Here is a 23,617-nt window from a genome sequence, read left to right as displayed (position 1 = left end):
CACCTGATCGAGAACTTCTTTGCCAAACTCAAGCAATTCCGCGCCATTGCAACGCGCTACGACAAAACCGCCAGAAACTTCCTCGCAGGCGTCCACCTCACCGCCACCGCTATCTGGCTTAATTGACGACACACCCTAAGACGAATTTCCTAACTTTTTATTAATCGGGCCGATCGTTTTCGGAGGACGCGCTTATCGGCAGGCGGTGACCATGATTTCGACGAGATAACGTGGATCGGCGAGCTTCGCTTCGACGCAGGCTCGGGCGGGCGCGCCGTCCTCGGGCAGCCAGGCGGACCAGATTTCGTTCATCGCGGCGCGATCCCCGATCGATTTCAGCCAGATCTGGGCCTGGAGCAGGCGGGTCTTGTCGGTACCATGCTGTTCGAGCAGTGCGTCGATCTGGTCGAGCACGTCCCTGGTCTGGGCCTTGATGTCGCCGGCGGAATCGCCCGCGACCACGCCCTGGGTGAAAACGAAGCCGTGATATTCGACGACCTTGGCGAGAATTTTGTTGGGTTCGGTGCGGATGATGCGGCTCATGATGCGGCTCCCCTTCAGGTTCGGGCCTTGTATCGGCGGGGCCGGGCGGTGTGCAAGGCGCGACCGCGAAGCGGACTGGACAGGATGCTATATCGTCCATAATCTACAACTTTGACGCGATATTTTCAGCAAGGAACTGGCGCGATTGTGGGAGAGATTGCTGCGCGGCATCCGCAAGGTGCCGGAAGGGGATTTCCCGGAAGCGCCCGAGCGGCTTGCGGCGAAGGGCTTTGCCGAGCGGGCGAATTTCGATCCTCAGGCAAGTGCGCCATTTTCCAGCACGGGTCCGCAAGGCCATCGCGGGCGGATGCGCGAAAAGCTCATCGATCGTGGGCCGGACGCGCTGGCGGATTACGAATTGCTCGAAATGCTGCTGTTCCTCGCGTTCAAGAAGGGCGACACCAAGCCGCTCGCCAAGGCGCTGATCAACCAGTTCGGCTCCTATGCCGGGGTGCTGTCGGCGCCGCCGGACACGCTGTTCGCGTATCCGGGGGTCGGCATTCACAGCGTTGCGGCGATCAAGCTGGTGCAGGCTTCGGCGATCCGGCTCGCGCGGGCGGAGCTGGCCGACGCGCCGGTGCTGAACAACTGGGACAGACTGATCGACTATCTGACCATGGCGATGGCGCGCGAGAGCGTGGAGCAGTTCCGCGTGCTGTATCTCGACAATCGCAACCGGCTGATCGCCGACGAAATCGCCTCGCGCGGGACGGTGAACCATACCCAGGTCTATGTGCGGGAATTGGTGACGCGGGCAATGCAGACCCACGCGACCGCCTTGATCCTGGTGCATAACCACCCGAGCGGCGATCCATCGCCGTCGCACGACGATATCGAAATGACGCGCGAGGTGCAGCGGGCGATCGCCCTGCTGGACGTGACGCTGCACGACCACGTGATCATCGGCAAGGGGCGCTGGCTGAGTTTCCGGCGCGAGGGGCTGCTGCGGGGCGGTTCGGCGTGAGCATCGCGCGGGTGCAGACCTTCGCGTTCTCGGGGATCGAGGCGCTGCCGGTCGAGGTGCAGGTGCAGATCGCGCCGGGATTGCCGGTGTTTCTGGTGGTCGGGCTGGCCGACAAGGCGGTGGGCGAGGCGCGCGAGCGGGTGCGCGCGGCGCTGACCGCCATGGGGTTGTCGCTCCCCCCGAAGCGCATCCTGGTCAATCTCGCGCCGGCCGACGTGCTGAAGGAGGGCAGCCATTTCGATCTGCCGATCGCGCTCGGGGTGCTGACCGCGATGGATATTCTCCCGGCCGAGGAGATGGCGCGGTTCGCCGCGCTGGGTGAATTGTCGCTCGACGGGCGGCTGGCATCGGTTTCCGGCGTGCTGCCCGCGGCGATCGCGGCGGGTGCGCGCGATCTCGGGTTGATCTGCCCCGAGGCGCAAGGGGCGGAGGCGGGCTGGGCCGGTGAAATCGGCGTGCTGGCGCCGCCGGATCTGCTGTCGCTGATCAATCATTTCAAAGGAGAGGCGTTGCTGCCCACGCCGCCACGGGGCGTTATCGGGCCGGCGGGCGAGGAGCCGGATCTGGCGGATGTGCGCGGCATGGCATCGGCGCGGCGCGCGGTGGAAATCGCCGCGGCGGGCGGGCACAATCTGCTGATGATTGGCCCGCCGGGTGGCGGCAAATCGATGCTGGCGGCGCGGATACCCGGCCTGCTGCCGGATCTGACGCCGCGCGAGGCGCTGGAAGTCAGTATGGTGCATAGCGTCGCCGGGATGCTGGCCGATGGCAGGCTGGTGACGCGCCCGCCGTTCCGCGACCCGCATTTTTCCGCGAGTCCGGCGGCGATCGCGGGCGGCGGCAATCGGGCCAGGCCGGGCGAGATATCGCTGGCCCATCGGGGCGTGCTGTTCCTCGATGAATTTCCCGAGTTTCCGCGTGCCGCGCTGGAGGCGCTGCGCCAGCCGCTGGAGACCGGGCGCACCACGGTGGCGCGGGCGGCGGCACATGTGACCTATCCGGCGCGGTTTCAGTTGATCGCGGCGATGAATCCGTGCCGATGCGGCCATCTGTTCGATGCCGCGCGCGCCTGCGGCCGGGCACCGCGCTGTGGCGAGGAGTATCAGGGCAAGATCAGCGGACCGCTGCTGGACCGGATCGACCTCGTGGTCGAGATCAGCCCGGTGACGCCGGCCGAACTGTTGCGCGCCCCGCCCGGCGAGGCGAGCATCGACGTGGCGGCGCGGGTACGCACGACGCGCGAGACACAGCGGCTGCGCTCCGGCGAGGGCGGACCCGCAACCAATGCCGAGGCGCCGGGCGACACGATCGACCTGATGGCGGAGGCCAAGGCTTTCGCCGAGCAGGCGGCGGAAAAACTGCGGCTGTCGGCGCGCGGCTTCACCCGGATTCTGCGGGTCGCGCGGACCATCGCCGACCTCGCGGGCACGGCATCGGTGCGCCGGGCCGATATCGCCGAGGCGCTGGCGTATCGGCATCGGGTTCCCGGTCGCAACCCGATGGCGCCGGTGGCGTTGCAGCGCGTTGGGGCGGGGTAGGTTGAGTTTGCTGACAACGCGCGTTGTGTGGTTGCGTACAGTAGCTTGTGGCCCGCGCCGGATGCCGCTGGTATCAGGCCACGAGCAGCGTCACTTTGCCCGAGCGGACATCGTAATATGCGGGCGCGATCGCCAGGCGCTTCGCCGCGATTGCCCCGGCAAGGACCGGGGAGGATTGGGCAAGAAGATGCGCCTGCAACTCGGCATTGATACGGATCGCCTTGTCGACGTCTCCGCCGGCGCGGTCCGCCGCCGGCCGGATGAAGGCATAGAGGCTTGAAATCTGCCCCGGCGCGGCCTTCCGCGCCATCGTCGCCGACACCGCCCCGCAATTGCCGTGACCGAGCACCACGATCACCCGCGTTCCCAGCACTGCAACGCCGTATTCAAGGCTCGCGATCATCTCCGGCGCCGCGATGTTGCCTGCGACCCGTGCGACGAAAACCTGACCAACGCCTTGATCGAAGACAAGCTCGACGGGCACCCGCGAATCCGCACAGGAAAGCACCGCGGCAAACGGCGCTTGCTTGGTTTCCGTCTCGCGCAGGGCCTTGGGCAGATTTTCCGAGCAGACGCCGAGCCGAGCGCCGACATAGCGCTGGTTCCCGGCCATAAGCGCCGCAAGCGCGGCTTCGGGCGTTTGAGGCACAGGCTCCGCGGCGGACGCCGATGGCATCATCGCAGCCTCCGTTGCGGCCGCACCGAGGGCGGCGAGGGTGCCGGCTCCCATTGGCATCGCAAGAAGGCGCCGGCGCGACACCTGGTGTCCATTCTCTACGTCGATTTCGGACCGCTCACGGCAGCGACAGGCCGGTTCATGGGTTAGCGGCAACCATGCGGCCCTGTCCGAATCAAGGTCGGTTTCGGGGTTTTTCTTCAATGATGGTGTCGTCACGGATCATTCCTCCGTTGGACCTGCTATCAATGAAGTCTAATCTACGCCTTAAGTTTGAGTAAAGGTCCACGCATTTTCATCCGCCCGCCCGCCCGCCCGCCCGCGCCGCGGCCGTTGCTTGGGCGAGTCGATACCCGGAAGCCCTTCGGACTTCCGGGTATTACTCCGCCGGTTATCAAAATCATTTCAAGCCGTCACGCGTGGATCAGGGTGCCGATGCCGCCTTCGGTGAACAATTCCAGCAGACAGGCATGGTGGACCCGGCCATCAACGATGGTCGCACCCTTCACGCCCTGGCGCACCGCGGCGAGGCAGGTTTCGACCTTCGGGATCATGCCGCCGGAGATCGTGCCGTCGGCGCGCATCGCGTCGATCTCGGCAACCGTGAGTTCGGGGATCAACTGGCCGTCGCGGTCCAGCACGCCCGGCACGTCGGTCAGCATCAGCAGGCGGTTCGCTCCCAAAGCCCCCGCGATCGCGCCGGCCACGGTATCGGCATTGATGTTGTAGGTGGCACCGTCCGCCCCCACGCCCACCGGGGCGATCACCGGGATCAGCCCGGCGCCGGTCAGCGCATGGATCACCCGGACATCGACATGCTCGGGCTCGCCGACATAACCGAGATCGAGCGCCTGTTCGATGGCACTTTGCGGGTCGCGCCTTGTGCGGGTGAGCTTGCGCGCGCGGATCAGCCCGCCATCCTTGCCGCAGATGCCGACCGCCAGCGCGCCGGCGCGGTTGATCAGCCCGGCGACCATTTTGTTGACCGTGCCGGCCAGGACCATTTCGACGACCTCGACCATCGCGGCGTCGGTGACGCGCAGGCCATCGACGAAGGTGGACTGGATCGCGAGGCGCTGGAGCATCGAATTGATCTGCGGGCCGCCGCCATGGACCACCACGGGGTTGATGCCGACCTGCTTGAGCAGCGCGATGTCGCGGCCGAATTCGTCGGCCAGGGTATCCTCGCCCATGGCGTGGCCGCCATATTTCACCACGATGGTCGCTCCGGCGTAGCGGCGCAGATAAGGCAGAGCGAGGGCGACGATGCGCGCCTGTTCCGCCGCGTCGGCGTGACGGTCCTGATCGGTCATGGGTCGGCGCACTCCGTCCGTGAAAACCTCGAGCCGCCGTCTATGGCCCCGCTACGCCGGGGTCAAGCGACCAGTGCGGCGATCGTGGCACGCAGCTCCGCGATCCCGGCGCCGGTTTCGCTCGATGTCACGATCACGTCGTTGAGCGCGGCCGGATGCTTGCGGGCAATCGCCTTTATCGTGTCGAGCTTGCGCGCCAGAGCCTCGGGTTTCATCTTGTCGGACTTGGTCAGCACGATCTGGAAGGCGACGGCGGCCTTGTCCAGAATGCCCATCACCGCGTGATCGGCGGGCTTGTCCTCGATCCGCGCGTCCATCAGCAGAAGCACCCGGCGCAGATTGGGCCGGCCGCGCAGATAGCGGAACATCAGCCCCTGCCAGTCGCGCTTCACCGCCTTGGGCGCTTCGGCATAGCCATAGCCGGGCATATCGACGATCGAGAGCCGGCCTTCGCCCACCTGGAAAAAATTGAGCTGCCGCGTCCGCCCCGGCGCCTGGGCGACGCGGGCGAGGGCAACCTGCCCGGTCAAGGCGTTGATAAGGGTCGATTTGCCGACATTCGACCGTCCGGCAAGCGCGATCTCGATTCCGGTCGCGTCGAGCAGCCCCTCCACCGTCTGCGCCGCATGGACGAACCGAGTGCCGCGCGCGAACAGGAGCCGACCGGCTTCGAGCAGTTCCGCCTCGTCCATCCCGGCGTCTCAGACCTTGGCGTCGGCGGGGTGGCGCGGATGATGCTGGAAATTGCGCATGATGAGCCATTGCTGGATCAGCGTGAGCGTGTTGTTGACGCAGTAGTACAGCACCAGCCCCGCCGAGAACCGGCCGAGCATGAAGGTGAAGATCACCGGCATGAACTGCATCATCTTGGCCTGGGTGGGATCGGGCGGCGGCGGGTTGAGCCGCTGCTGACCCCACATGGTCAGGCCCATGATGATCGGCAGCACGCCGAGATGCAGGAACGGCGAGATCGTGCCCGGATGGAATGGAATCAGCCCGAACAGGTTGAAGATGTTGGTCGGATCTTCCGCCGACAGGTCGTGAATCCACAGGATGAACGGGGCATGGCGCATGCCGATGGAAATGAAGATCACCTTATAGAGCGAGAAGAAGATCGGGATCTGCAGCAGCATCGGCAGGCAGCCGGCCGCCGGATTGACGCCCTCGGCCTTGTAGAGCGCCATGATCTCCTTCTGCTGCTGGACCTGATCGTCCTTGAACCGTTCGCGCAGCGCCTGCACCTTCGGCGTCACCGCGCGCATCTTGCCCATCGAGCGATAGGAGGTGCGCACCAGCGGGAACAGCACCACCTTGAGCAGCACGGTGAACACGATGATGGACACGCCGAAATTGCCGAACACTTTGGCGAAATAATCGAGGGCGAGGAAGATCGGCTTGGTCAGGAAAAAGAACCAGCCGAAATCGATCGCCTTCTCGAACAGCGGTATCCGGTATTTGTGCTGATACGCGTTCAGGATATGCAGCACTTTCGCGCCGGCGAAGACGTGCAGCGTGGTTTGCGCGGCCGCACCCGGCGCGGCATCGACCGGCTTCGCCGTCATGTAATCGACCTGATACGCGGCATCCTTCGGATGACCGGGGCGCGGCAGATAGCGATAGGCGCCGGTCATCTCGGTACCCTGGCTCGGGATCAGCGCGGTCAGCCAGTATTTGCCGGTGATGCCGGCCCAGCCGCCGATATCAGTGTCCTGGAACGCGGTTCCCGCCCGCCGCTTCGCGTTCGAGCGGACATCCACATAGCTCATCTCGTGCAGCGTGCCCTTGAACGTGCCGATCGGGCCTTTATGGAGGATGTAGGTGCCCTCGATGGACGGCAGATAGTCGCGGCGGATGCGCGACCAGGGGAATACCTCGATCTTGGCGCCGGTCTGGTTCACCACGCGCTGCTGCACGGTGAACATGTAGTCCGAATCGATGGCCATCAGCAGTTGGAAGGTCACGCCGGCGCCGTTGTCCCAGGACAAGGTGACGTCGTGACCGGGCGCCAGCACGCCGCCCGAGCTAGTCCACAAGGTTTTCGGCCCCGGCACGGCGAGGTTCGAGCCGGGTGCCGCATCCCAGCCGAATTGCACGTAATAGGGTTTCGTGCCCGACGAACGCGACAGCAGCCGCACCAGGGGCGAGGTTTTCGCGACGGTTTTGTGGTAATGCGTGAGGACCAGATCGTCGAGCCGGGCGCCGAGCAGGCTCATCGAGCCCTTGACCGAGGGCGCGTCGATCACAAGGCGCGGTGCCGCCGCCGTCTTGGCGCTGGCGGCCGCGCCGGCTTCGGCGGGAGCGCCCGGTGCCGCGCTGGGCGGTGCCGAAGTCTGGTTCGTGATCGCGTGAACCGCCGGGCGCGGCGGCGGCTTGGGCAGGAAATACCCGCCCAGGACCTGGAAGATCACCAGGATCGCAAGCGAGATCGAGATCGCGTAGAGCAGGCGTCGGTTATCCATTGCGGGTCATTTCGTCTCGGGACATGGTGGTCGCGGGCGGCACCGGGTCGTGACCGCCGTCGTTCCAGGGGTGACAGCGCAGAATCCGCCGCGCGGCGAGCGCCGCGCCGCGCACGGCGCCATGGGTGGCGAGCGCATCCATCGCGTAGGCGCTGCAGGACGGGTAAAACCGGCACTGACCGCCAAGAACCGGCGAAAGAGCCAGTTGATAGGCGCGCACGAAGCCGCGAAGCGTGCGGGCGGCGGGGGTCACGAGGATGCTCCCGTGCCGTGGTCTCCGGCGAAGGACTGGTCCAGCACCGCGCCGAATGCGCTGCACAGCGCGGCGAAATCGATGCCGGCGGTGTCCTTGCGCGCGATCAGAACGAGATCGGCGCCGGCAATCGCGCGGCCCGCCATCGCGCGTTCGGCGAGTTCGAGGCGGACCATCGCGCGGAGGCGGCGCCGGGCACGGTTGCGCTGCACCGCGTTGCCCACTTTGCGGCTCGCGGTGAAGCCGATGCGCGGGGTGGCGTCCGGTTCGGTCCGCAGCACCTGAATCACGAAGCCGGGGCGGGCGATCTTGCGCCCACGCGCGGCGGCGCGCAGGAAATCGGCGCGTTTCGGCAGGGCGTCATGCGTCGCGCGCGGCATGGGCGTGGGCCGGGTCGGTTCGGAGGCGTGGCACGTCCGCCAGCCGGTCAGGCCGACAGGCGCTTGCGGCCCTTCGCGCGGCGGTTGGCCAGAACCTTGCGGCCGCCGACGGTTTCCATCCGCGAGCGAAAACCATGGCGGCGCTTGCGGACGAGTTTGGAGGGTTGATAGGTGCGCTTCACGGTCTCTACTCCAAGGATTCTCGAGATAGTCGATCGGTTAATGCGGGCAGGCGAATGGACAAACGAAGACGAAGCCGCGATCCGGCAGGAGCGGCTTCATCAAGAGACGCCCTCATAGGCAGTGACGCGTGCCGCGTCAATGAAGCGCGGACCAAACACGGCTTGCTCAAACGCCCGCCGGCCGTGCAAACTGCCGTGATGGCGATAAAGCGTTTCGACCGGGACCGCACCGTGCTTGCCCTGCAGGGCGGCGGCGCGCATGGCGCCTTCGCCTGGGGCGTGCTGGATGCGCTGATCGAGGCCGGTTTCCGTTTCGACGCGGTCTGCGGCGTCTCGTCCGGCGCGCTTCTCGCGGCCATGGCGGTGCAGGGGCTGGTGTGCGGCGGAGCGGACGGGGCACGCACGGCGATGGCGCAATTCTGGGAGCGGGTGGGTGCGGCCAACGTGTTCGCGCCGCTCTCCGACCAGCTCGACCGCTGGGTGCCCGGTTTCGGGATCGGCCGCGACTTCGGCAATACCCTGGCGATGCAGGGCATGGCGGCGGCGCTCAACCTGTTCGGCGCGGCGCCGTTCAATCCGCTCGGGCAGAATCCGCTGCGGCCGATCCTGACCGATCTGCTCGACCGCGAAGCCTTGGCCGATCCGGCGGCACCGCGCCTGTTCGTCGCCGCGACGGCGGTGGAAACCGGACGGGCGCGGATTTTCACCAACCGGGAGATCACCGTGGAGGCGCTGCTTGCCTCGTCCTGCCTCCCGGCGGTCTTTCCCGCGGTGACGATCGACGGTGTGGCTTATTGGGATGGCGCCTATTCCGGAAATCCGCCGCTGGCGCCGCTGCTTGCGCTCGATCCCGACCTGCTCGTGCTGATCCGCGCGCAGAGCCGGACGCGCGCCGGGGTGCCGAGCCAGCCCGCGGACATCCTCAATCGGATACAGGAAATCGCCTTTCAGACCGCGATCGAGGCGGAATGCGCCTGCCTGCCGCCGGGGCTCGATTTCGTCGAATATACGGCCGATCAGGCACTTGTCGGGCTGGCGCCGGAATCGCGGTTCAATGCCGACCGTGCCTTTCTCGACCGGCTGTTCGCGGCGGGACGCGCCGCCGGCCAGACCGTGGAGACGGTCTGATCGCCCCGCTCCGCACGATGGGCCGGCTTCGCTACGGCCTCTCGGCGCGGCTGCTCTGGCTGACTGTGGCGGTGACCCTGATCGTCGAGGTGATGATCCTGTTGCCCAGCCTCGGACGGGAACGGACCGAGTGGCTGACCAACCGTATCACCGAGGCGCATCTTGCCGCGCTCACCGTCTCGACCGCGCCGCACGGCGTGGTCGATCTGTCCACCCGCAACGAATTGCTGCGCCTGTCGGGCACCGAGGCGATCCGGCTGATCGAGGACGGGCGGAGCATCATGGTGCTGCCGCCGCGCGGCACGGTGCGGCCGGGTGCCGCGATCGACATCGCGGATGAGACGCTGATCGGTTCGATGATGCGTGCGGTCGGGGTGCTTCTGGGGCTGGAGCCGCGCGACATCCTGGTTTCGGCGCCGAGCCCGCTGCAAAAAGGCGTGATCGTGCAGATCGTGGTCCGCAACGCCATGCTCGCGCGCCATCTGCGCCGCTATGCCGCGCATATCGCGGCATTGTCCCTGGCGATCGCGCTGCTGACCGGGCTGATGGTGTATCTGATGCTCGACCGGGTGCTTGTTTTGCCGATGCGCCGCCTGACCGACAGCATCGCGACCTTCCGGGCCGATCCCGAGCACGCCGCACCCCTGGCCGTGCCGTCCGAGAGACGGCACGGCGATGATGAGATCGCGCTGGCGGCGCGGGAACTCGCGGCGATGCAGACCGAGCTGCGCGCCGCCCTCTGGCGCAATGCGCGGCTCGCGGCACTCGGCACCGCCGTCGCCAAGATCAGCCACGATCTGCGCAACATCCTGTCCTCTGCCCTGCTGGTGGCCGACCGGCTCTCCGGCAGTACCGATCCGGCGACGCGGCGCGCGGCGGCGACCCTGCTCGGCGCGGTGGAGCGTGCGACCGAGCTGGTCACCAGGACGCTGACTTTCGCGCGGGAGGGACCGCCGGCGCTGCTGCGCGCGTCGTTCCCGCTCGCCGCGCTGGTGGAGGAACTGGCGGAGCAGATCCGCCCGCTGGCCGGCGGGCTCGCGGTGGAAAACGTTATTCCGGGCGATCTGGCGCCGAAGCTGGATCGCGCCCAAATCTACCGGGCGCTGTTCAATCTGATGCGCAACGCCGCCGAGGCGGGGGCGCAGCGGCTTTCGGTCCGGGCGCGCTGCGAGGCCGCTCTGCTGATCATCGACATCGAGGATGATGGACCCGGATTGCCGGAACAGGCGCGCGCCAATCTGTTCCGGCCGTTCACCGGCTCGGCGCGGCGCGGCGGTACCGGGCTCGGGCTTGCCATCGCGCGCGACCTGATCCGCGCCCATGGCGGCGAACTCGATCTGATCGGCACGGGGGCGACCGGCACGCTGTTTCGCATCACCGTGCCGAACGAGGGTAGCTGAGGCCTCTGGCTTGGTTGCCTGTTCTTGTCTATGCCGGCGCGATGAGAGAACTGGACGATTATCCGATTGCCGTGATCGACGACGATTACGGCGCCTCCACCGCCGGGGCGCGGGTCATCCGCGCCTTGGTTGCCGCCTTCGAGGCGCGCGGCCACCGGGTGCTCGCGGGCCTCGGTGTCGATGACGCGCGGGCGGGACGGGTGCTCTATACTGGCCTGTCCGCCGTGCTGGTTTCGATCGACGGTTTTGCCGATCGCGATGCGCTGATCGAGGCGTTGGACCGGATCGTTTCGCTGGCCTTGGCGCGGGCGCCGGACCTGCCGGTGTTTCTGTATGGCGAACGCCGCATGCCGGACGATCCGCCGGTCGAGCTGATGGAGCGGATCGACGGCTATCTCTATCTGCACGAGGACACGCCCGGTTTCATGGCGGGCTATGTGTCGAGCGCGATCCATCGCTATCTCGACGCGATGCTGCCGCCCTTCTTCAAGGCGCTGGCGCGCTATACCGATGCCGCGAAATATTCCTGGCACACGCCGGGCCATGGCGGCGGAGTCGCGTTCATGCGCTCGCCGGTCGGCCAGGCGTTCCATCGGTTTTTCGGCGAGACGGCCTTGCGCGCGGATTTGTCCGTTTCGGTGCCGGAACTTGGGTCGTTGCTCGATCATGCCGGTCCGGTGCGCGAGGCGGAGCGCGAGGCGGCGCAGAGTTTCGGCGCGGATTCGACCTTTTTCGTGACCAACGGCACGTCGAGCGCGAACAAGATCGTCTGGAGCGGGCTGGTGGGGGCGGGCGATACCGTCCTGGTCGATCGCAACTGCCACAAATCGATCGTCCATGCGCTGATCATGACCGGGGCGCGGCCGATCTATCTGCTGCCTAGCCGCAACGAGTACGGCATCATCGGCCCGATCCCGCGCCGGCAGTTCGATGTGGCGGCGCTGCGCGAGCGCGCCGGCGGGCGCATCCGGCTCGCCACCGTCACCAACTCGACCTATGACGGGCTGTGCGTCAACGCCGATGTGGTGAAAACCGCGTTGGCGCCGATCACCGATGCGATCCATTTCGACGAAGCGTGGCTTGCCCAGGCGCGGTTCCACGAATTCTACCGGAACTTCTTCGCGATGAGCGACGGCGCGGGGCCGGTGGAACCGCTGGTGTTCTCCACCCAGTCGACCCATAAGGTGCTCGCCGCGTTTTCCCAGGCGTCGATGGTGCATCTCAAGGAAGGCACCAAGCTCCGGCTCGACCCCGATCGGTTCAACGAAGCCTTCATGATGCATTCCAGCACCTCCCCCTGGTATGGCATCATCGCCTCGTGCGATGTCGCGGCCCGGATGATGCGCGGGGCCGCCGGCCGCACCCTGGTCGATGAAACCCTGCGCGAGGCTGCCGCGTTCCGCCGCAGCGTTGCATCGCTCGGCGAAGCGTTCGCGGCGCGCGGCGACTGGTGGTTCAAGCTGTGGGAACCGGACGGTGCCGGGCTCGATCAGGATGGCTGGACGCTGAAGCCGGGCGAGTCGTGGCACGGCTTCGAGGATATTACCGACGGTTTTACGCTCCTCGATCCGATGAAGGTGACGATCCTTTGTCCCGGTATCGACGCCGGGACCGGGATTCCGGCGCCGATCGTGGCAAAATTTCTCTGGTCGCGCGGCATCGTGGTGGAAAAGATCGGCACCTACCACTTCCTGATCCTGTTCACTCTCGGCGTCTCGCGTGGCAAATGGAGCAATCTGGTCACCGAGCTGCTCGCCTTCCGCGCCCATTACGAGGCTAACACGCCGCTTGCCGACGTGATGCCCGAACTGGTGCGCTCCTCACACGCCTATGAGCGGATGGGGCTGCGCGATCTCTGCGCCGCCCAGCATGTGGTGTATCGCGCGGGCAGGGTGCTCGCGATCCAGAACGCGATGTTTGCCGAACTCCCGGAACCGGCGATGACGCCGCAGCAGGCGCACGCCGCGCTTGCCGGCGGGCGCGTGGAGCAGGTGCCGCTCGATGCGCTCGAAGGCAGGGTGCTCGCGCGCATGGTGGTGCCCTATCCGCCGGGGATTCCGCTCATCGTGCCGGGCGAGCGCGTGTCATCGCCGCTGATCGTCGAGTATCTGCGCTTCGCCGCCGCCTGGGATCGCCAGTTTCCCGGCTTCGAGACCGATATCCATGGTGTGCGCAAGGACGAAAACGGCGACTATTTCCTCGATTGTGTAATGGATTGATCGCCCGCCAGATTTTCGAGGATCGGGCAGTCCGGCCGGTCGTCGCCATGGCAATGCGCGGCGAGGTGGCGCAGCGTCGCGCTCATTGCGCGCAGGGCGTCCGCCTTCGCCTCCAGCACCGCGATCTGCGACAGCGCGATCGCCTTCACCTCGGCGGATGGACGGTTGCGGTCGCGCCAGAGGGCGAGCAATGCGCCGATATCGGCGATCGAGAAGCCGAGTTCGCGGGCGCGATGGATGAAGCCAAGCTCGTGGATCAGCCGCGGATCGTAAAACCGGTAATTGTTCTCGGCCCTGGTGGGCGGCGCGATCAGCCCGATCGACTCGTAATGGCGGATCATTTTCGCCGAAACGCCGCTGCGCGCGGCGGCTTCGCGAATGGTGACGACGGATTTCATGACGCTTGCCCTCGCCAGCGCCGCAACAGAAGTGCGTTGCCGAGCACCGAGACCGAGGAGGCGGCCATCGCGGCGCCCGAAACCATCGGGTTGAGCAGGCCGAACGCGGCGAGCGGAATCCCGATCACATTGTAGATGAACGCCCAGAACAGCCCCTGCCACAATGTGCGCCGTACCCGCCGCGCGAGCGCCAGCGCATCGGCGACCAAACGCGGATCGTCGCGCAGCAGAACGATCGGTGCGGCATCCAGCGCGGTATCGACGCCGCTGCCGATGGCGATGCCGAGATCGGCTTCGGCCAGGGCCGCCGCGTCGTTGATGCCGTCGCCGACCATGGCCACCACCCGCCCCCGATCGCGCAGTGCCTTGATTTCGGCGCGCTTGCGGATCGGATCGGCCTCCGCGATCACGTCATCGAGGCCGAGATCGCGGGCGAGCGCGCGGGCGGCGCCCTGGTTGTCGCCGGTCAGCAGCATCACCGTGCAGCCGAGCGCGCGCACCGCGACGACAGCGTCGCGCGCGTGCAGCCGCGCCGTGTCCGCGAAGACGAGGACGCCGAGCAAGGTGCCGTTCTCGCGCAGCAGGAACGAAAGCGTTGTGCCGTCGCGCTCGATTTTTGCCGTAAGTGCCGCCAGCGCGGCGGTGTCCGCTCCGGTTTCGGTAGCGAGTCGGGCATTGCCGAGGAGCAGAATCTCACCCTCGACCGTGCCGCGGACGCCGCGCCCGGCGATGACCGAGACCTGTTCGGCTGGTGCCGCATCGGGCAACGCGTCCCGCAACGCGCGGGCGAGCGGATGGGTTCCGGTCGCCGACAATGCCGATGCCAGCGCGCGGATCCAGGATTCGGCGATGCCTGGCATCGGTTGTACCGCGACGAGTTCCGGCTTGCCTTCGGTCAGCGTACCGGTCTTGTCGAACACCACGGTATCGACGCGATGCGCCGCCTCCAGCACCACCGCGTCGCGGATCAGGATGCCGTGCCTAGCCGCGACCCCGGTGCCGGTGACGATCGCCGCCGGGGTGGCGAGGCCCAGCGCACAGGGGCAGGCGATCACAAGCACGGACACGGCGGCGATCACCGCGGTCGAGGTCGCGGCACCCGCCAGCAGCCAGCCCGCGAGCGTGGCCAACGCGATCAGCAGAATGACCGGGACGAACCATGCGGCGATAGTGTCCGCCAGGCGCTGGATCGGCGGTTTCGACGCCTGCGCGTCCTCGATCAGCCGGGCCATCCGGTCGATCATCGACTGCCCCGGCTCGGCCACCACGGTCAGGCGCAGCGCGGTATCCTGTGCCAATGCGCCGGCCATGACCGTGGCGCCGGCTTCGCGCAGCACCGGCAGCGCCTCGCCGGTGATGTGCTGTTCGTCGAACAGCCCGGCACCGTCGTTGATCCGCGCATCGGCCGGCACCCGCTCGCCGGGCCGGACTTCGATGACATCGCCGGGAGAGAGTGCGGCGACGGCCAGGTCCGCGACGCCATCGCGGGTGACGCGATGCGCGATGTCCGGCCGGAGTGAGGCGAGGGCGCCAACCGAGCGGGCGGCGCTGCGCTTTGCCCGATGTTCCAGATATTTGCCGAGGCGGATCAGCGTGATCACCACGGCGGAGGCTTCGAAATAGAGCGGACCGCGCTGCGCCGCGAAATCGAAGACCGACAGCCCATAGGCCGCCGACGTGCCGATCGCCACCAGCACATCCATCGAGCCGGTGCCGGCGCGCAGGCTTTTCCAGCCGGCGACGTAGAAGCGCAGGCCGGGGCCGAACTGCACGATGCTGGCGAGCGCCAGCATCAGGCCGCCGGGCAGGGCGATGGCGCCGCCGCTCAGCATCGGCAGCAACAATGGAGCAGAGGCGAGGGCGGCGATGCCGAGCATGGCAGCGTCGCGCGAAATCTCTTTTGTCTCGGCCTGGGGTTCGGCGGCGGTGCGCGGCCGCGCGCCGTAGCCGGCCTTGGCCACCGCCGCGATCAGGGCAACGTCCGTCACGCCGGCGGCTGCCTCGATCCGCGCGGATTCGGTCGCGAGATTGACCGCGACCGAGGCGACGCCCTCGATCCGTTTCAGCGATTTCTCGACTCGTGCGACGCAACTCGCACAGGTCATGCCCTCGATGGCGAGGTCGTGGACCATTTTTGTGGCTGGGGGATGATAGTCGGTGGCGATATCGGCCATGGGATGGTCTCCTGTCCCACCCTTATATAAGTTTCCAATCATGGGAAGGTCAAGCTTGACCTTCCGATAATGGGAAGCCTTATGGTTCAGGCATAACCGGAATCACCATCAGGAGTGTGCCATGACACGTTTCAAAGTCCCGGATATGGAATGCAATGCCTGCGTCGCGTCCATTACGAAGGCGGTACAGAAGATCGATGCGAAAGCCGATGTCGCTGCCGATCTCGCGGGACGCGAAGTCGCCATCGCCTCGACCGCGACGCCGCAGATGCTACGCGCCGCGATCGAGGCGGCGGGATTTACCGTCGGTCGATCGCCAAAATATGAGTAGATCGTGATCGGCATGTACCGATCGCGATCTACTCGGTGGCCTGGTGCTGCTGGGCGACCACGAGATACACCGCCGGCAGCACGAACAAGGTGAACAGCGTGCCGATCGCGAGGCCGCTTGCGATCACCATGCCCATATTGTAGCGCGCGGCGGCGCCGGCCCCGGTCGCGATGATCAGCGGCGCCACGCCCAGCACCATCGCTGCCGTGGTCATCAGGATCGGGCGCAGCCGGATGCCCACCGCGTGTTCGATCGCCTGCCGCTTGGTCATGCCGGCCAACTGCGCCTCGTTTGCCACCTCGACGATCAGGATGCCGTGTTTGCTGATCAAGCCCATCAGGGTGACCAGGCCGACCTCGGTATAGATGTTCAGGCTCAGCCCGAAGCCGAGATAGATGAAGATCAAGGCGCCGGCGATCGACATCGGTACCGAGACCAGGATGATCAGCGGATCGCGGAACGAGTTGAACAGTGCCGCGAGAGCGAGGAAGATCACGATCACCGCGAAGCCGAAGGTTGCGAGAAACCCGCTGCGCTCCTGGATGAACTGGCGCATCGGGCCGCCGTAATCGATTTCGTAGCCCGAGGGGAGAGTTTGCTTCGCGATGGCGTCGAGCACCTTGACCGCTTCGCCCGTCGACACGCCCGGTGCCGCGACACCTTCGATCGTCGCCGAGTTCAACTGCTGAAAGTGATTGACCGATTCCGGGATCACCTGGTTGGTGATCTTGGCGACGGAGCCGAGAGGAATCGGCACGCCGTTGATCGAGGTGATCGGATAGTCGAGCAATTGCACGACGTTCAGCCGGTTGATCTGCGAAACCTGGGGAATGACCTTATAGGAACGATCGTCGAGGCTGAAGTAATTCACATAGAGTCCGCCGAGCGCCTGCGACAGGGCGGCGCCCACCTGGCTCATGGTCAGGCCGAGATTGGCGGCCTTTGCACGGTCGATCGCCACCGTTGATTGCGGCTGGTCGATTTTGAGGTCGCTCTGCAGGAAGATGAATTTTCCCGATTTCAATGCGGCGGCCAGGACTTTCTGCGCGACCCCGTTCAGTACACCGAACGAATTGGTGGTCTTCAGCACGAACTGCACGGGCATGCCCTGCGAACCGGGCAGCGATGGCGGCTGGAACGCGACCACCTGCTGGCCGGAGATTCCAGAGGCCACCTGATTCTGGATCGCCGTCTGCAACACCGTGGCGGATTTCGCGCGCTGGTCCCATGGCTTGAGCACCGCGCCACCGATCGACAAAGTGGGGGTTTCGAACTGGAATGTGTGCGCCACCGATTTGTGGCTCATCATTATCTGGTTGACTTCCTGGCCCCAGACCACTTTCTGCGCCAGGGTCGCGTTCGGGGCGGAGGTGGAGGACAGGATGACGACGCCTTGATCTTCCTGTGGCGCCAGTTCGCTTTTCGCGCCCGAGGCGAGAAAGTAGATACTCGCCAGAATGATTGCACCGAAAGTCAGCGTCACCGGGATGGTCGCAAGGCTGCCGCGCAGCAATCGCATATAGAGCCGGTGAACCTCGTCGAACCGCCGGTCGATGAAATGCACCAGCCTGCCTTCCCAGGATCGGTCTTCGCGCGAAATATGGCGCAGCATCCGCGAGGACAGCATCGGCGACAACGTCAATGCGATGATCGCCGAAATCGTCACCGCCGAGACCAGGGTGAAGGCGAATTCGGTGAACAGCGCCCCGGTGAGGCCGCCCTGGAAGCCGATCGGCACATAGACGGCGGCAAGCACCACCGTCATCGCGATGATCGGGTTGGCGAGTTCGGCTGCCGCCGCCATCGCTGCCTGCATGCGTGGTTCGCCATTGTCGAGATGCCGGTTGACGTTTTCGACGATGATGATGGCGTCGTCCACCACCAGCCCGATCGCGAGTACCAGGGCCAGCAGCGTGAGCAGGTTGATGGTGAAGCCGAGCATCAGCATTGCCGCGAAGGTGCCGATCAGCGATAGCGGAATCGCGACCACCGGAATGATCACCGAGCGCGGCGTGCCGAGAAACGCGAAGACGACGACGACGACGATGAGCAGGGCCTCGATCAGCGCCGCGATCACGTCATGGATCGACGCATTCACGAAGCTTGCCGAATTATAGACGATCGAGCCGTCCAGGCCGGAGGGCAATTGCGCCTGGATCTGCGGAAACCGCTGCTCCACGCCGTGAACGACCGAGATCAGATTCGCCCCCGGTGCAACCTGGATGCCGATATAGACGCCAGGCTTGCCGTCGAACGCGACCTCGGCATCATAGGTATCCGAGCCGAGTGTCACATGCGCGACGTCGCCGAGGCGGACGATCGCGCCATTCGACTGTTTGATAATCAGGTTGCGGAACGCGGCTGCGCTGTGCAGGCTGGTCGAGGCGGTCAGCGAGGTCTGCGTCATCGTGCCTTTGGAATTGCCGAGCGCGCTGATGAAGTCGTTGCCGGCGAGCGCGTTATAGACATCGCTCGCGGACAGTCCGTAGGCGGCGAGCTTGGCCGGATCCATCCAGACGCGCATCGCGAAGTTCTGCGCGCCGAGAATTTCCGCGGTCTGCACGCCCTGCACCGATTGCAGTTGCGGCTGCACCACCCTGGTCAGATAGTCGGTGATCTGGTTGGGCGACAGCACCTTGCTCTTGAAACCGATATACATCGCATCGAGCTGCTGGCCGACCTGCAGCTTGAGCTGTGGCTGCTGGGTGCCGCTCGGCAACTGGTTCAGCACCGACTGGACTTGTGCCTGAATTTCGGTGAGCGCCTGGTCCGGGTTGTAGTTCAGCACGAGATAGATGGTGATCGTACTGGTGCTGGCCTGGCTCGCTGAGGTCATGTAGTCGATGCCGTTGACCTGGGCGACGGCGTGCTCGATCGGCGTGGTGACGAACCCGGCCATGGTGTTCGGATCGGCGCCCGGATAGGTCGTGGTGATGGTGATGGTCGCGTTCTCGGTCTTCGGATATTCGAGAACCGGCAGCGCGCCGACGGCCTTCAATCCGAGCACGAGGATGACCGCGCTGACGACGATCGCCAGAACCGGCCGCCTGATGAACAGGGAGGTGAAATTCTTCATGGTGCGGTTCAGTGGTTCGGAACGGTCGGGGCAGGATTATTCGGAGGTAGGGTCTTGTTGTTGATCGTGACTGGCGTGCCGTTGCGCAATTTCACCTGGCCGGCGACGACGACCTGATCGCCGGCCGCGATGCCCTTGGTGATCGCGACCTGATCGCCGCGCGTCTGCCCGAGGGTCACGAAAACCTGCTGTGCGTGAAGCGAGGGCTGGGCCTTGCCACTTTTGGCCTGGGCGCCGGGCTTGACCGGGTCGGCGGCGCTGCCCTTGTCGGGAACCGCCAGAAACACCGTGTCGCCATAAGGATTATAGGCGATCGCGGTCTGCGGCAGGGTGACGAGTTCCTCCGGCGCACCGACATCGATCGCGACACGGGCGAACATGCCCGGCCGCAGCTCTTCATGCGGATTGGTCAGGCTCGCGCGAACCTGGATCATCCGCGTCGTCGTGCTCACCGCCGAATCGATCGCGATGATCTTGCCGGGAAAGCCGGTGCCACCGAAGGCGTTGACGGTCACCTTTACCGGCATTCCAAGGCGAATTGTCCGCAGGGTGGATTGCGGCAGGTAGAAATCGATATCGATCGGGTTGAGTTCCTGCAGCGAGGCGATGGTGGTTCCGGCGGCGAGATATTGCCCGAGATCGACCTGACGGATACCGATGCGTCCCGAGAACGGCGCGCGGACATGTTTTTCCGCCATCAGTGCCAACTGGCTTTTCACCTGCGCTTCGGCACTGGCAAGGTTGGTCCGGTCGATATCGACGGTCTGCATGCTCACCGCCTGCGCGTGGAACTGAGCGAGATCGCGCTGATAGGTGGTGCGATCGAGCGCCGCCGTCGCCTGCAACTGGGCGAGCAGGGCCTTGTCGTTGTTCGGCCGCAGCGTGAGGAGCACCTGGCCTTGCTTGACGTCCTGGCCGGAGCGGAACCGGATCGTGTCGACGATGCCGCTCACCTCGGCGGACAGATTGGCCCCCTGCTCGGCGATCAGGCTGCCGGTCGCTTTCATTTCGGGCTGGAACGAGGTTTTCGCCGCCACCATGGTCGCGACCGTCTGCGGCGGGTTCTTCAGCGTGGCGAGGAACTTGCCGATCATGATGGTACGGAACGCGCCGAAGCCGAAGATCAGGAACAGCACGATGCCGACGAGAATCAGCATGACGACCATTCGCCTCACCGTCGAGGGGCGCTTCACCTTGATCCGGTCGGGACCGGCGCCGTTGCCGGGGTCATTCATCGCTTGTGCCGTCATGGCAAAACTCCACAGCAGGTTCGTACATCGTGCGCGATATCCTGGCGATTCCACCAGCCGCCGCCGAGCGCCTGGAACAGGGCGGCGGTGTCGGCGTAGCGCTGCGCACTCGCCTTGATCCGGGCGATCACGGCGGTCTGATAGGTTTGCTCGGCGGTCAGAACCGCGGTGTAGGGAACGCCGCCGAGGCGGTACTGACGTTCGATGACCGCGAGGCTGGCCTTGGCCGAGGCTTCCGCCGTGGTGTCGGCGGCGAGGGTCGACGCATCGTATTGCAAGGCGAGCAGCGTGTCAGACACGTTCTGGAACGCCAGTACCACGGTGTTCTGATAATTCGCCGCCGCTTCCCGCATCGTCGCGATTGCCGCGCGACGCTTATAAAGCAGCGTGCCGCCTTCGAAAAGCGGCTGGGTCACCCCCGCCGCGAGGTTCCACAAGAGCGTTTGCGGCGTGAACAGCGACGCCGCCGACAGCGCTTCGTGCCCGACCCCGGCCGACAGCGTGATCTGCGGCAGCATGTTCGCGGTCGCCACCCCTACCAGGGCGGTTTCTTCATGCAGCGTCGCCGCTGCTTCGCGGATATCCGGCCGCTGGCGGACCAGGTCGGAGGGTAAGCTGACCGGCAGGTGCCGCGGCAAAACGATGTCGGCAAGATCGAGATCGGGCAGGTGGAACTGGTCCGGCATCACGCCTTCATAGGCGGCGAGCTGGTTGCGCTCCTGGGCGAGCTGGCTTTGCAGCGGCGGCAGCGTCGCGCGGGTCTGGGCGAGCTGGGCTTCCTGGGTCAGAGCATTCGCCGCCGGAATTCCGCCCAGCGCCACCTGACGGCGCAAGATGCGCAATTCGCGTTCCTCGGCGGCGATGATTTGATCGGTCGCCTCGATCTGCGCCTTCAGCGACGCATCGGTCACCGCGGCGGTGACGATATTCGCGGTCAGCGCGAGATAGGTCGCTTCCAGCGCGAAACGCTGATTCTGGGCCTGGGCGCGCAGGTTTTCGACCTGCCGGCGCACGCCGCCGAAAATATCCGGCGCATAGGAGACCGAAACGCTCGCATTCAGCAAGGAAAACGGCGAAGCCCCCGACGATGCCGCGCCGGCCGCTCCCGCCCCGCCACTGCCCGAAACCCCGAACGGGCTGCGCTCCCGCGTTGCATTGAAACTGCCGCTGAGCGACGGGAAGAACGAGCCTTCCTGCGCGCGCACCGTATCCTGCGCCGCGAGCAGCGCGTTCTGCGCCGCGAGCAGGCTCGGGTTGTTGGCAAGCGCCGTCTTGATCAATAAGTCGAGCGAAGGCGAGTGGAACAGAGACCACCATTCGCCGCCGATCTTTTTCCCGAGCACCAGGGTTTGCGAAGCACCGCCGACGCCGGGGGCGGATACCGTGCGTGCGGGCAGGCGCTGCTCCGTATAGGAGGAGACCTGCGGCGCCTTGGGGGGATGATAGTTGGGACCGACCGCACAGCCGCTCAGCAAGGCGGCGCAGGCAAGCCCCACCGGCCGGAAAGGCCGGAGCAGCCGTGACGTGTTATGGATCATCATCTCGCTTGATACTTTTCGCGCCTACGAACCCCGGCATGCTGATCGATGCTGCCGGCAGCAGCGCGCTGAAGCCTCCTCATGTGCCGGGTGGAAACTATCGAGTTTTCGTGATCCGCGTCAAGAGGCGATTTCTTCTTGAAATCCGGCAGGTTCTCTGCGATCTCATTTTTGGCATATGATTGTTCGGATATGGCTGATTCTGATTCGATTGTTCTTTCAGGCCGGTTGCGATGCAAGCCGGCGGCGTCGCGTCGAAATTCCCGCGAGGGCATGAACGACGCCGAGCTGCGGCGCTGCGTCTTGATCAAGGCTGCCGAGCGGGTTTTTCTCAGGCATGGCTACCATGCGGCGACGATGGACGATGTCGCCGGTGCCGCCGGGATGTCGAAGCGCACGCTCTATCAGCTCGTGCAGTCGAAGGAAGAGCTCTTCACGGCGCTTCTCGCGCGGCACAACGAACCCTTCGACTTCTCGATCCATACCGAAGGGCGGACGCCCGAGGATGTGCTGTTCGACGTGCTGGCCCGCTGGGCGCATCACGTGCTGAGTCCGTCGACGGTTTCGCTGCTCAGGCTGATCATGGCTGAATACATCCACGGCAGGACCCTGTCGCGCCTGCTCGACCGCGAGAGCGCCAAGCCATGCAAGGATGTTCTTCAGGGCTTTCTTGCCGGTTGTGCGGCGGCCGGCACGCTCGATGTCCGCGACCCGGAAGAGGCGGCCCAGATGCTCTACGGAATGGCGATCGGTAAAATCCATATGCAGATGCTGCTCGGCATCGGCAAGACGCCAAGCAGGGTTGAGCTCGAAGCGCGAATCCGGCGCGCGATCTGCCTGTTTCTGCGCGGAACCTTGCCGCGTCACGCCGGAGGTTGCGGCCGCTCAGCCATTCGCGAAACGCTTCCATAGGCTGGGATCGGGCGGCGGGAGATCGCCGGTCTCGGTGCGCGCGTTGCGATCGAGCCAGTTCTCCGCCGGGGCGAGCAGGTCAGCATAGAGCGCGCCGCAGAGTCCGCGCGCCGCATGGCCTTGCCATTGTTCCGGCAGGAATGCGCCGGGCAGGCGCGGATCGCGCAAAATGATGCGGCGATAGTCGTGAATCAGCAGCGTGCGCGCGATCAGTGCGTCGCACGCATCCAATCGCCTCGTCTGCCGGGCGAGAGATTCGAACGCTTCGATGAACGATTGGTAGCGTTCGCCGAGCACCTCGAGCCGCCAGGCCTTGGCGGCGAGACGTTGCAGAGCCTCGGGCGTGGCGGTCGCGGTCAACGCGGTCACGCCTGCCGCGAATGACGGCGGAAGCGGCCGTTCGGGTGCGAGCATGACGCCCTGCCATGCGACGAAGCCGAGCTTCGCGAGGCGGTCGCGCGCAGCCTCGCGCGCTTCGCCCGGCTCGGACAGAACGATGGTAAGCCGGTGAACGCCCTGTCGGCGCGCCGGGCCGAAAATATGCCGTGCCGCCCGGATGAATTCGCCGCTGCGCGCGGGGCCGATCCGGTAGAAACTGGCGCGGCTCTGTCTTGTCGCGACCAGCCAGCCATCGGCGGCGAGGCGCGACACCGCCGTGCGCACCACACCTGAGCCGATCCCGATCGCCGCGCACAGTTCGATGATGGTCGACAGAGCGACCGCGCCGCCGCGCGGCAGGATGGCATCGCCGAACAGAGTGACGATCAGCGAGCCGGTATGTGAGGGCTGCTCTTGCAATCGGGCGAGGATGGCGGCGACATGAGCGTTCATGCGCCGATAACAGCGCAATCCATCGCCCCACGCCAGCCGCCATCGGAGACCG

Annotated in this window: 23 protein-coding genes; 9 read left to right on the top strand and 14 right to left on the bottom strand. The window is 65.8% G+C overall.

Going from position 1 to position 23,617, the window contains the following annotated elements:
* Positions 1–126 (top strand): transposase (locus AiwAL_RS12240; protein ID WP_262312567.1); only part of this gene is annotated, 126 nt, incomplete at its 5' end.
* Positions 127–192: 66 nt separating this feature from the next.
* Here the strand turns inward: AiwAL_RS12240 and AiwAL_RS12235 are convergent.
* A complete protein-coding gene (locus tag AiwAL_RS12235) occupies positions 193–543 on the bottom strand; it encodes a RidA family protein (protein ID WP_235704067.1) in 351 nt (116 codons plus the stop codon).
* A gap of 157 nt (positions 544–700) precedes the next feature.
* Between AiwAL_RS12235 and radC the strand changes: the two genes are divergently transcribed.
* The gene (gene radC / locus AiwAL_RS12230) at positions 701–1,507 is read left to right on the top strand and encodes a DNA repair protein RadC (protein ID WP_262312772.1); all 807 of its coding nucleotides are present in this window, start codon (positions 701–703) and stop codon (positions 1,505–1,507) included.
* Positions 1,504–3,045: a YifB family Mg chelatase-like AAA ATPase gene (locus AiwAL_RS12225; protein ID WP_235704065.1), complete on the top strand. Its 1,542-nt coding sequence runs from the start codon at positions 1,504–1,506 to the stop codon at positions 3,043–3,045. The genes radC and AiwAL_RS12225 overlap by 4 nt, the downstream gene beginning before the upstream one ends.
* Before the next feature lie 73 nt (positions 3,046–3,118).
* Here the strand turns inward: AiwAL_RS12225 and AiwAL_RS12220 are convergent, their stop codons facing one another.
* The 7 genes from AiwAL_RS12220 to rpmH form a co-directional block, all read right to left on the bottom strand.
* Positions 3,119–3,724 (bottom strand): carbonic anhydrase, encoded by a 606-nt coding sequence (locus AiwAL_RS12220; protein WP_235704064.1) that lies wholly within the window; start codon positions 3,722–3,724, stop codon positions 3,119–3,121.
* Positions 3,725–4,134: 410 nt separating this feature from the next.
* Positions 4,135–5,034 (bottom strand): acetylglutamate kinase, encoded by a 900-nt coding sequence (gene argB / locus AiwAL_RS12215; protein WP_235704063.1) that lies wholly within the window; start codon positions 5,032–5,034, stop codon positions 4,135–4,137.
* 62 nt (positions 5,035–5,096) lie between these two features.
* Entirely contained in the window at positions 5,097–5,726 is a 630-nt protein-coding gene (yihA, locus tag AiwAL_RS12210; protein WP_235704062.1) for a ribosome biogenesis GTP-binding protein YihA/YsxC, read from the bottom strand.
* 9 nt (positions 5,727–5,735) lie between these two features.
* Positions 5,736–7,493, bottom strand: coding sequence for a membrane protein insertase YidC (gene yidC, locus AiwAL_RS12205; protein ID WP_235704061.1), 1,758 nt, complete (start codon positions 7,491–7,493; stop codon positions 5,736–5,738).
* Complete coding sequence (yidD, locus tag AiwAL_RS12200; RefSeq protein WP_235704060.1) at positions 7,486–7,746, bottom strand: membrane protein insertion efficiency factor YidD; 261 nt, start codon at positions 7,744–7,746, stop codon at positions 7,486–7,488. The genes yidC and yidD overlap by 8 nt, the downstream gene beginning before the upstream one ends.
* Complete coding sequence (gene rnpA / locus AiwAL_RS12195; RefSeq protein ID WP_235704059.1) at positions 7,743–8,126, bottom strand: ribonuclease P protein component; 384 nt, start codon at positions 8,124–8,126, stop codon at positions 7,743–7,745. The genes yidD and rnpA overlap by 4 nt, the downstream gene beginning before the upstream one ends.
* A gap of 47 nt (positions 8,127–8,173) precedes the next feature.
* A complete protein-coding gene (gene rpmH / locus AiwAL_RS12190) occupies positions 8,174–8,308 on the bottom strand; it encodes a 50S ribosomal protein L34 (protein WP_076454639.1) in 135 nt (44 codons plus the stop codon).
* Positions 8,309–8,506: 198 nt separating this feature from the next.
* Here rpmH and AiwAL_RS12185 point away from each other — a divergent pair, with 198 nt between their 5' ends.
* The 3 genes from AiwAL_RS12185 to AiwAL_RS12175 are packed head-to-tail and all read left to right on the top strand — an operon-like array spanning position 8,507 to position 13,055.
* On the top strand, positions 8,507–9,436 hold the full coding sequence (locus tag AiwAL_RS12185) for a patatin-like phospholipase family protein (protein WP_235704058.1): 930 nt from the start codon (positions 8,507–8,509) through the stop codon (positions 9,434–9,436).
* 17 nt (positions 9,437–9,453) lie between these two features.
* Entirely contained in the window at positions 9,454–10,836 is a 1,383-nt protein-coding gene (locus tag AiwAL_RS12180) for a HAMP domain-containing sensor histidine kinase (protein ID WP_235704057.1), read from the top strand.
* 14 nt (positions 10,837–10,850) lie between these two features.
* The gene (locus AiwAL_RS12175) at positions 10,851–13,055 is read left to right on the top strand and encodes an arginine/lysine/ornithine decarboxylase (protein WP_235704056.1); all 2,205 of its coding nucleotides are present in this window, start codon (positions 10,851–10,853) and stop codon (positions 13,053–13,055) included.
* Here AiwAL_RS12175 and cueR read toward each other — a convergent pair.
* Both cueR and AiwAL_RS12165 read right to left on the bottom strand, forming a co-directional pair.
* Positions 13,028–13,453: a Cu(I)-responsive transcriptional regulator gene (gene cueR, locus AiwAL_RS12170; protein WP_262312771.1), complete on the bottom strand. Its 426-nt coding sequence runs from the start codon at positions 13,451–13,453 to the stop codon at positions 13,028–13,030. The two genes, AiwAL_RS12175 and cueR, sit on opposite strands and share 28 nt — an antisense overlap.
* Entirely contained in the window at positions 13,450–15,627 is a 2,178-nt protein-coding gene (locus AiwAL_RS12165) for a cation-translocating P-type ATPase (protein ID WP_235704054.1), read from the bottom strand. Before AiwAL_RS12165 ends, cueR begins: the two co-directional genes overlap by 4 nt.
* Positions 15,628–15,748: 121 nt before the next feature.
* Here AiwAL_RS12165 and AiwAL_RS12160 point away from each other — a divergent pair, with 121 nt between their 5' ends.
* Entirely contained in the window at positions 15,749–15,958 is a 210-nt protein-coding gene (locus AiwAL_RS12160; RefSeq protein ID WP_235704053.1) for a heavy-metal-associated domain-containing protein, read from the top strand.
* A 28-nt stretch (positions 15,959–15,986) separates the two neighbouring features.
* Here the strand turns inward: AiwAL_RS12160 and AiwAL_RS12155 are convergent, their stop codons facing one another.
* The 3 genes from AiwAL_RS12155 to AiwAL_RS12145 are packed head-to-tail and all read right to left on the bottom strand — an operon-like array spanning position 15,987 to position 21,825.
* On the bottom strand, positions 15,987–19,034 hold the full coding sequence (locus AiwAL_RS12155; protein WP_235704052.1) for an efflux RND transporter permease subunit: 3,048 nt from the start codon (positions 19,032–19,034) through the stop codon (positions 15,987–15,989).
* 8 nt (positions 19,035–19,042) lie between these two features.
* On the bottom strand, positions 19,043–20,284 hold the full coding sequence (locus AiwAL_RS12150) for an efflux RND transporter periplasmic adaptor subunit (RefSeq protein WP_235704051.1): 1,242 nt from the start codon (positions 20,282–20,284) through the stop codon (positions 19,043–19,045).
* On the bottom strand, positions 20,281–21,825 hold the full coding sequence (locus tag AiwAL_RS12145; RefSeq protein ID WP_262312770.1) for an efflux transporter outer membrane subunit: 1,545 nt from the start codon (positions 21,823–21,825) through the stop codon (positions 20,281–20,283). The genes AiwAL_RS12150 and AiwAL_RS12145 overlap by 4 nt, the downstream gene beginning before the upstream one ends.
* 35 nt (positions 21,826–21,860) lie before the next feature.
* Here AiwAL_RS12145 and AiwAL_RS12140 point away from each other — a divergent pair, with 35 nt between their 5' ends.
* Both AiwAL_RS12140 and AiwAL_RS12135 read left to right on the top strand, forming a co-directional pair.
* Positions 21,861–22,004 (top strand): hypothetical protein, encoded by a 144-nt coding sequence (locus AiwAL_RS12140; protein WP_235704049.1) that lies wholly within the window; start codon positions 21,861–21,863, stop codon positions 22,002–22,004.
* A gap of 91 nt (positions 22,005–22,095) precedes the next feature.
* Entirely contained in the window at positions 22,096–22,734 is a 639-nt protein-coding gene (locus AiwAL_RS12135; protein ID WP_235704048.1) for a TetR/AcrR family transcriptional regulator, read from the top strand.
* Here AiwAL_RS12135 and AiwAL_RS12130 read toward each other — a convergent pair.
* Complete coding sequence (locus AiwAL_RS12130) at positions 22,708–23,565, bottom strand: PaaX family transcriptional regulator C-terminal domain-containing protein (RefSeq protein ID WP_262312769.1); 858 nt, start codon at positions 23,563–23,565, stop codon at positions 22,708–22,710. The two genes, AiwAL_RS12135 and AiwAL_RS12130, sit on opposite strands and share 27 nt — an antisense overlap.
* Positions 23,566–23,617: the final 52 nt, after the last annotated feature.

Origin of the sequence: Acidiphilium sp. AL (assembly GCF_025499445.1) — a bacterium.
GTDB classification, from domain to species: Bacteria; Pseudomonadota; Alphaproteobacteria; order Acetobacterales; family Acetobacteraceae; genus Acidiphilium; species Acidiphilium iwatense.
The sequence above is the reverse complement of the archived record's forward strand: the minus strand, read 5'-3'. Positions and strand labels throughout refer to the sequence as shown.